This is a genomic window from Maribacter sp., assembly GCF_049667165.1.
In the GTDB taxonomy this organism is placed as follows: Bacteria; Bacteroidota; Bacteroidia; order Flavobacteriales; family Flavobacteriaceae; genus Maribacter_A.
The window spans coordinates 1-7,853 of sequence record NZ_JBATHS010000139.1 but is presented as its reverse complement, the minus strand read 5'-3'; the positions used below and the strand labels follow the sequence as shown (position 1 = coordinate 7,853).

The following is a 7,853-nucleotide window of genomic DNA, read 5'->3' as shown; positions in this document are numbered from 1 at the left end:
GGCCGAATTGATCAATTCGGCGGCAGCATCAATGGCTGATTGGTCAGGCGTTGGAAAGGGCTTATAACTTCGTATACCCGTACAATGTTCATAACTGAACTCCAATTCGTCGAACTGGGCGTTTTTTGTAATATCGATCAATACAGGGCCAGGTCGACCTGATTTGGCAATATAAAAGGCCTTCGCCATGATTTCCGGGATCTCTTCAGCTCTGGTTACCTGATAATTCCATTTCGTTACTGGCGTTGAAATCCCAATGATATCGGTCTCTTGGAATGCATCCGAACCCAACAGATGTCTAGCCACCTGACCCGTGATACAAACCATCGGGGTCGAATCGATCTGGGCATCGGCCAAACCTGTGATCAAGTTAGTAGCTCCCGGACCGGAAGTGGCTATGGCCACACCCACTTTGCCCGTAACACGGGCATAACCTTGGGCCGCATGTGTAGCGCCTTGTTCGTGGCGAGTTAGAATATGGGTCAGTTTATCCTGAAACTTATAAAGCTCATCATAGACCGGCATTATGGCCCCACCAGGATATCCATAAAGTATCTCAACACCTTCTGCCAATAGGCAATGTATAATCGCTTCCGCTCCACTGATCTTGATCTTGGTAGGGGAATTGGCTTCTTTTTTCTTTTCTTTTACTGTCTGCATAATTTCTAAACTAAATGGATGTTTTTATGAAAGCACCCTGTACGACCCAAAATAGGGCGATTTTTGAATATTTTTTTTAAAATTCATCTGTGACACAACCCTGTGACGCAGAAGATACCGAACGGGCATATTTATACAAGACCCCTTTTTTAAATTTAAGTTCGGGTTGCACCCATTCCGCTCTACGTCGTTCTAATTCCTTATCGGTCAACGCTACATTGATCGAATTGGTTTCCGCATCGATAGTTATGGTATCGCCATTATTAACCAAAGCGATCACTCCGCCGTCCTGTGCTTCTGGGGAAATATGTCCCACAACGAAACCATGGGTTCCCCCGGAAAAACGCCCATCGGTAATCAAGGCCACATCCTTTCCCAACCCAGCGCCCATAATGGCAGCGGTTGGTTTTAACATTTCGGGCATTCCTGGCCCTCCTTTGGGTCCTTCATAGCGAATCACGACTACATCCCCTTTTTTGACCAACCCTTTCCCTATACCGTCATTGGCCTCATATTCGCTATTGAATACTTTAGCGGTTCCCTTAAATATCAGGCCTTCCTTACCTGTAATTTTCGCTACCGAACCATTTTCGGCAAGGTTTCCATAAAGCATACGCAAATGGCCCGTTGCCTTGATCGGCTTATCCAAAGGCATGATAACATCCTGCCCTGCTTCCAAATCCGGAACATTTTCCAAATTTTCGGCCAAGGTCTTTCCGGTAACCGTTAAACAATCACCATGCAATAGTCCATTCTTCAATAGGTATTTCAAAACGGCCGGGATACCACCCACGCGATGCACATCTTCCATCAGGTATTTGCCACTGGGTTTGAGATCTGCAATAAAGGGGGTCGTATCGCTGATATGCTGAAAATCCTGTAGGGTAAACTCAATATCCGCAGCTCTGGCAATGGCTAGGAAATGTAAGACTGCATTTGTTGAGCCCCCCAATATCGTTACCAGACGTATGGCGTTTTCCAAGGATTTCCTAGTTACGATATCCAAAGGTTTTATATCTTTTTCAATTAGAAATCGCATTTGCTTGCCAGCCTCAATACATTCATTCTCCTTTAGATAATTGTCTGCCGGATTGGAAGAATTATAAGGCATTGACATCCCTAATGCTTCAATGGCAGAGGCCATTGTATTGGCCGTATACATACCACCGCATGCACCAGCGCCTGGAATCGATTTCTTAATGATACATTTAAATTCGGACTCTTCCATAGTACCCGCCACCTTCTCACCCCAGGCTTCGAATGCGGATACGATATCCAATTTTTTGTTATTATGGCATCCGGAGGCAATGGTGCCTCCATACACTAATATCGATGGGCGGTTTAAACGCAACATCGCCATTAAGGCGCCTGGCATGTTCTTATCGCACCCCACCACGGTGACCAGGGCATCATAGGACATGGCTTGGACAACGGTCTCCATAGAATCCGCAATGATATCCCTTGATGGTAGTGAAAAGCGCATTCCTGGGGTCCCCATCGAAATACCATCACTAACACCGATGGTATTGAATATAAGGCCTATGGTTTCCTTGGCATTGACCCCTTCCTTTACCAGTTTCGCTAAATCATTCAAATGCATGTTACATGGATTGCCCTCATACCCCGTACTGGCGATACCGACCAAAGGCTTGTCGAAATCCTCATCCTTGAAACCGATACCATATAACATGGCTTGAGCTGCCGGTTGTGTTGGATCTTGGGTTACATTTTTACTGTATTTATTCAATTCCATATAAAATTATTAGTGTTGATGTAATCCTATTACCTATGATTTAGCAATCAAATATAATTGTTTCATTAATGCTAGATTCCCAACAATGAGTAAGGCTCTAAATCCAATATCATTATTATTGATGTAATGTATTGTATATCTGCATTTTACAGGCACTTCTTCTACCATATCCAATACTTTTATTCCCCTTGGAGCCTTCCTATAAAAGGTTGGAAAAAGCAATATATGTATTTAACCGATGGTCGTCCACCAAACCTATTTAGGGCTTGGATAAATTCCCTACATTTGATTACTTGACTTTATTATGGAAATCTTACAAAAGCAACGCGAATTTTTTTTAACACAACAGACCAAAGCGGTTTCATTTCGAAAAAAAGCCTTAAAACGTTTACAAAAAGAGATCATCGCTAGGGAAGATGCTATTTGTGATGCCATTTATGCCGATTTTAAGAAGCCCAAGTTCGAGACCCTTGCTGCAGAAACCCAATTTGTACTTGCCGAGCTAAAATTGGTCCTTAAATGTATTGACCTATGGGCGCGACCAGAACGGAAATCGGCCACCTTGATGAATTGGCCTTCTTCTGATTGGATCTACAAAGAACCCTATGGGGCCGTCTTGATCATCGCACCATGGAACTATCCCTTCCAACTAGCCATTGCGCCACTGATCGGGGCCATTGCGGCTGGTAATACCGTTGTTATTAAACCCTCTGAGACTACGCCTAAAACCTCAAGGCTGATTTCTGAAATCATCACCGCTGTTTTTCCACGGGAACATGCGGCCGTTGTAGAAGGTGGGGTTGAAGTGTCGCAACAGCTATTGGCCCAAAAATGGGATTATATCTTCTTTACCGGAAGTACACGAGTCGGCCAAATCGTCTATGAAAGTGCCGCCAAACATTTGACCCCGGTTACCTTGGAATTGGGAGGCAAAAATCCGTGCATTGTTGATGATACGGCCTCCATAGCCTTGGCAGCCAAACGCATTGTATGGGGAAAATTCCTGAATGCCGGTCAAACCTGTATTGCATCTGATTATGTCCTGGTGCATAAAAAAGTTAAGGGCCAATTGATCGATGCCCTGAAAAAAAGTATTATCAACAGTTATGGGGAGGATATGGAAGCTTCCCCTGATTATGCCCGAACCATCAACCAAAAGCATTATAGCGGATTAAAATCAATGCTTGAAGGGGAGGAAATTCTTTTTGGGGGGCAAAGTAATGAAGGGGACAATTACCTCTCGCCTACTTTGGTCAATGAACCAAAATTGGACAGTAAATTAATGCAGGGTGAGATTTTTGGCCCTATACTGCCTATCATCGCTTATGATACCGAGGAAGATATCGAAAGGCATATCATGAATTATGGAAAACCCTTGGCCACCTATGTTTTCTCCAACAACAGAAAATTTCAACAGAAAATTATTGGTACCTACAGTTTTGGTGGTGGTGCCATTAACGATACCGTCATTCAGATCACCAATAAAAAATTACCATTCGGGGGTGTTGGGGCCAGTGGTATCGGGGCGTATCATGGCAAAACTTCATTTGATATTTTTTCCCATCAAAAAGCCATCATAAAAAAAGCCAATTGGTTGGATGCCCCATTACGCTATGCCCCATATAATCTGCCTATGAGGTTCGTCAAAATGATAAAACATCTTTTTTAGCCTCATGGAAAAAACAGTTACCGAAGCCATTGCCTACAGACGGTCCGTTCGTGTTTATCGGGATGATGTCGAGCTGGATGATAAAAAAGTACGTCAATGTTTGGTGAATGCCTCCTTTGCCCCTACCAGTAGCAATTTACAGTTATGGGAGTTTTATCATGTTACGGATAAGGTCACACTCAAAGCCTTGTCCAAAGCCTGTTTTGACCAACCCGCGGCAATTACCGCAAAACAATTGGTCGTGGTGGTCACCCGGAAAGACCTTTGGCGAAAAAGAAGCAAGGCGAATCTTGACTATTTGAAAAAAGGATTCGGGAATAAGGCTAAAAACGTCTATTCGACACGGGAAAAATTCGTATTGAATTATTATGGCAAGCTTATCCCAACGCTCTATTCCGAATTTTTGGGGATTTTAGGTGGATTACGATTTATATTCTTTCAGATTGTGGGTCTTTTTAGACCAGTTTATAGACAAGTACGCAAATCGGATATGCGCATTGTAGCCCATAAAAGTGCGGGGTTGGCGGCACAGAACTTTATGATTTCAATGGCAGCTATCGGTTATGATACCTGCCCCATGGAAGGGAGTGATACACTTAGGGTCAAAAAAGTATTGGGTTTGCCTTGGGGCGCTGAGATCAATATGATCATTGCCTGTGGCGTACGTGACGAAAAGGGGGTTTATGGTCCCAGGTTTAGGATACCTTTTGATGAGGTGTATAAGAAAGTTTAGGCGAGCTTAAAAGAAACAGTGTCACCACTTCTTTTTTGGGCCAAGATGGATATCGCCTTATCGTTCAACTGGACTATTCTTGGATAGCCACCTGTAGTCTGACCGTCTTTCATAAGCACAATCAATTTTCCTGAAGGAGTAAGCTGAACCGTACCTGGTAAGGTTGCCGAGGTCAACATGGATCGCTCATGACCCTTTATCTTTTCATTGAACTGGTAGCCCATTCTGTTGTTTTCTTTGGCTACCGAGAATTCCTTTACAAAAAGACTTTCCAATTGGGCATCGTTCAATAAATCGAATTCAGGGCCTTTTGATACCTCCAAAACCACTTCATCCAAAAGCGATATGGCTTTTAATTCAGATATTTTTGGTACAAAAGTCGAAAAGGCGTCATAGTCCAATTCCTGGTTATCCTTTAGACTTCCCCTTTTGGTAATCGGATAATACTGGGATCGGCTTCCTAAAACTTCGGTCGTTTTCAAGCCCCCCTTTATGGCCAAATAACCTCTAAAACCTTTCAGTAATCTGCCATAGGAAAGAATATCACCTGCTTTTATATGAATGACATTATAGTTGGAAATGGGGGTATTGTTCAAAGTTGCGGACATTTCGGCTCCGCCCAAAACGATGAAGGTATCCTCTTCGAATTGCAATGTTGGCCCGGTCATCGTAATTTCCAATACGGCGGCATTGTCATCATTTTCCAAAAGCCTATTGGCAGTTCGAACGTCAGTGACATCCATTGCCCCTGATACAGGTACGCCCTTATCGCGATACCCGAAACGACCTTCATCCTGTATGGTCGTATAAAAACCGGATTTTAGTACTTTAAGCATCCAACTTTATTTTTTCAAATTGGTAAATCCCTACTTCCCCTTCGATTTTATGCAAATCATATTCTGCCCTTGAAATGGAATAGAATTGTATTTTATCGCCCACATTCACAAAACAGGGTTCATCCCTGCTGGAATCAAAAATCGGAATGGAACAATTACCTATGATATTCCAGCCTCCTGGCGATTCCTGAGGATAGATACCGGTTTGCTTTCCAGCAAGACCCACAGCCCCTTGCAATACCTTTTGTCGCGGCTCGTCACGTCTGGAAACTTCCAGTTCTTTGGGCAAACCGCCGAGATACATAAATCCGGGTAAAAATCCGATTCCATATACCGTAAACACATGTGACGTATGCAATTCAATGACCTTCGCTATGGAAGTTCCTAATTTTTCTGCGACCTCCTTGAGATCAATGGCGAAATCCAAATCATAGCATACTGGCAATTTCCATAGATATCTATCTGCCAATTTTGCACTAACCCTTTGACCATACCAAGTCTTCAATTTCTTTTTAAAAGACTGATAATCAAAATCTTCGATGCCATTTATTAAGGTAAGGGAATTATAGGCCGGAACCATTTCCCATTCTTTTGGATCTAAAAAGTTCTGTTTAAGGTAAGATTTGAACTGAATGATGTCCTCTAATATAGCCTCATCTACTTTATTGGGCCATTCGATCAGAACAGCATGTTCTCCAAAGGGTCGTATTGAAATTCGGTAATCGGTCACTTTTTAATATAGATTTGTTGTTTGGGCAATTCTTCCGAAAGGTACATTAAAATTTGTAATGCATTGGGGGTATCCCCATGTAAACAAAAGGTGTCTGCCTGCAGCGGGACCTCGCTCCCATCAACCGTCATAACCTTACCCTTAAGTACCATGGTGAGCAGTTGGTCCAATACCGCTTGTGGTTCCTTAAGTACCGCATTCGGCAACCTACGGGAGACCAGACCCAAATCGGGATTATAGGTTCTATCGGCAAAAGCCTCGAATTTTATTTTGACTCCCTTTTCAATGGCCTTTTGGGCTATAATGGAACCGAAAGGTGCATATAAAAAAACAGAATCCTTATAATTTTCAATGGCGTTCAAAAATAAATCGGATAGTTCATGGTCCCTGACCAAATCATTATAAAGGGCCCCATGCGGTTTAATATGGTGCATTACCAAATGCTCCTCGTCCAATATACGCTTAAGGGTTTTGATCTGTTGTCGTATACTTTCCATTAATGCGTGGGAATCGATTACCATTGAAATACGGCCGAAATTCCCAGGATCGGGGTAAGACGGATGGGCACCGATATGTACACCGTATTCTTTGGCCAATTTCGCTGTTGAGGCCATTGATGTACTATCCCCTGTATGGCCCCCACAGGCAATATTACAGGAAGAAACCAGAGGTAGGATCCCAGCTTCATTGCCTATGCCCTCCCCTACATCGCAATTGATATCGATATATCGCTTTTCCATTTAAAAAATACCCATGACTTTGATTATACTTTTCGCTCCCAGTAGTATCGCCAACAAAATTATGACGAATCCCAGTATATTCTGCATTTTCGAATTTTTATATTGACCCATTACGGATGGCTTATTGACGATCCATAATAGAAATACGGCAATTAAGGGCAACAATATGCCATTGGCTACTTGTGCGAATTTGATAATTTCAATCGGTTTGATGCCAAAGGAGAGGAAAACTACGCCGATGGCAAGGATAATCATCCAAACCATCCTGAATTTAAAATCCTTCAACCCTACGTCCCATCCAAAGCAACTATTGGTCACATAAGCAGCTGCCAAAGGTGCCGTTATGGCCGAAGTGATTCCTGCGGCGAACAGTCCGATCCCCATAAAATATCGGGCACTATCACCATATAATGGCTCCAAACCTTTGGCCAAATCCATTACATTGGCCACTTCTTTACCCGGAATGGCCGCGGCGGCTATGACCACCGCCATGGATACCAATCCTCCTAACGCTATTGCAATAAACGTATCCTTCCTTGCTGTTTTCAAGTCCTCCTTGGACTTCCATTTTTCACTTACCAAGGAAGCATGAAGAAATAAATTATAGGGGACGACCGTTGTACCCACCAAGGCAATGATCGTCAATAGACCATCCTCAGGTATTTTGGGAACAAACAAGCCTTTTAAGATGTCAAGCAAATTAGGTTTGGTGATCATTGCCGTTAAAAGAAA

8 protein-coding genes are annotated in these 7,853 nt (G+C 43.0%); 2 read left to right on the top strand and 6 right to left on the bottom strand.

Annotated elements, in window-relative coordinates:
• Positions 1-660 (bottom strand): thiamine pyrophosphate-binding protein (locus tag WBM98_RS07330; protein ID WP_424365371.1); only part of this gene is annotated, 660 nt, incomplete at its 3' end.
• Positions 661-736: 76 nt separating this feature from the next.
• On the bottom strand, positions 737-2,413 hold the full coding sequence (ilvD, locus tag WBM98_RS07325; RefSeq protein ID WP_424365370.1) for a dihydroxy-acid dehydratase: 1,677 nt from the start codon (positions 2,411-2,413) through the stop codon (positions 737-739).
• A 304-nt stretch (positions 2,414-2,717) separates the two neighbouring features.
• Between ilvD and WBM98_RS07320 the strand changes: the two genes are divergently transcribed.
• Entirely contained in the window at positions 2,718-4,082 is a 1,365-nt protein-coding gene (locus WBM98_RS07320) for an aldehyde dehydrogenase (RefSeq protein ID WP_424365369.1), read from the top strand.
• A gap of 4 nt (positions 4,083-4,086) precedes the next feature.
• Positions 4,087-4,815, top strand: coding sequence for a nitroreductase family protein (locus tag WBM98_RS07315; protein WP_424365368.1), 729 nt, complete (start codon positions 4,087-4,089; stop codon positions 4,813-4,815).
• On the opposite strand, the gene WBM98_RS07310 is transcribed toward WBM98_RS07315, so the two are convergent.
• From WBM98_RS07310 to WBM98_RS07295, 4 genes are all read right to left on the bottom strand, one after another.
• Positions 4,812-5,651 carry a biotin-dependent carboxyltransferase family protein gene (locus tag WBM98_RS07310; protein WP_424365367.1) on the bottom strand — a complete coding sequence of 280 codons (840 nt, stop codon included), beginning with the start codon at positions 5,649-5,651 and terminating at the stop codon, positions 4,812-4,814. The two genes, WBM98_RS07315 and WBM98_RS07310, sit on opposite strands and share 4 nt — an antisense overlap.
• Entirely contained in the window at positions 5,644-6,381 is a 738-nt protein-coding gene (pxpB, locus tag WBM98_RS07305; protein ID WP_424365366.1) for a 5-oxoprolinase subunit PxpB, read from the bottom strand. Before pxpB ends, WBM98_RS07310 begins: the two co-directional genes overlap by 8 nt.
• Entirely contained in the window at positions 6,378-7,121 is a 744-nt protein-coding gene (gene pxpA / locus WBM98_RS07300; RefSeq protein WP_424365365.1) for a 5-oxoprolinase subunit PxpA, read from the bottom strand. The genes pxpB and pxpA overlap by 4 nt, the downstream gene beginning before the upstream one ends.
• Positions 7,122-7,853 (bottom strand): NRAMP family divalent metal transporter (locus tag WBM98_RS07295; protein WP_424365364.1); only part of this gene is annotated, 732 nt, incomplete at its 5' end.

What these genes read in the sequence shown, in the direction of transcription:
- ilvD (WP_424365370.1), bottom strand. Translation starts at nt 2,413, where the DNA reads ATGGAATTGAATAAATACAGTAAAAATGTAACCCAAGATCCAACACAA.
- WBM98_RS07320 (WP_424365369.1), top strand. Translation starts at nt 2,718, where the DNA reads ATGGAAATCTTACAAAAGCAACGCGAATTTTTTTTAACACAACAGACC.
- WBM98_RS07315 (WP_424365368.1), top strand. Translation starts at nt 4,087, where the DNA reads ATGGAAAAAACAGTTACCGAAGCCATTGCCTACAGACGGTCCGTTCGT.
- WBM98_RS07310 (WP_424365367.1), bottom strand. Translation starts at nt 5,651, where the DNA reads ATGCTTAAAGTACTAAAATCCGGTTTTTATACGACCATACAGGATGAA.
- pxpA (WP_424365365.1), bottom strand. Translation starts at nt 7,121, where the DNA reads ATGGAAAAGCGATATATCGATATCAATTGCGATGTAGGGGAGGGCATA.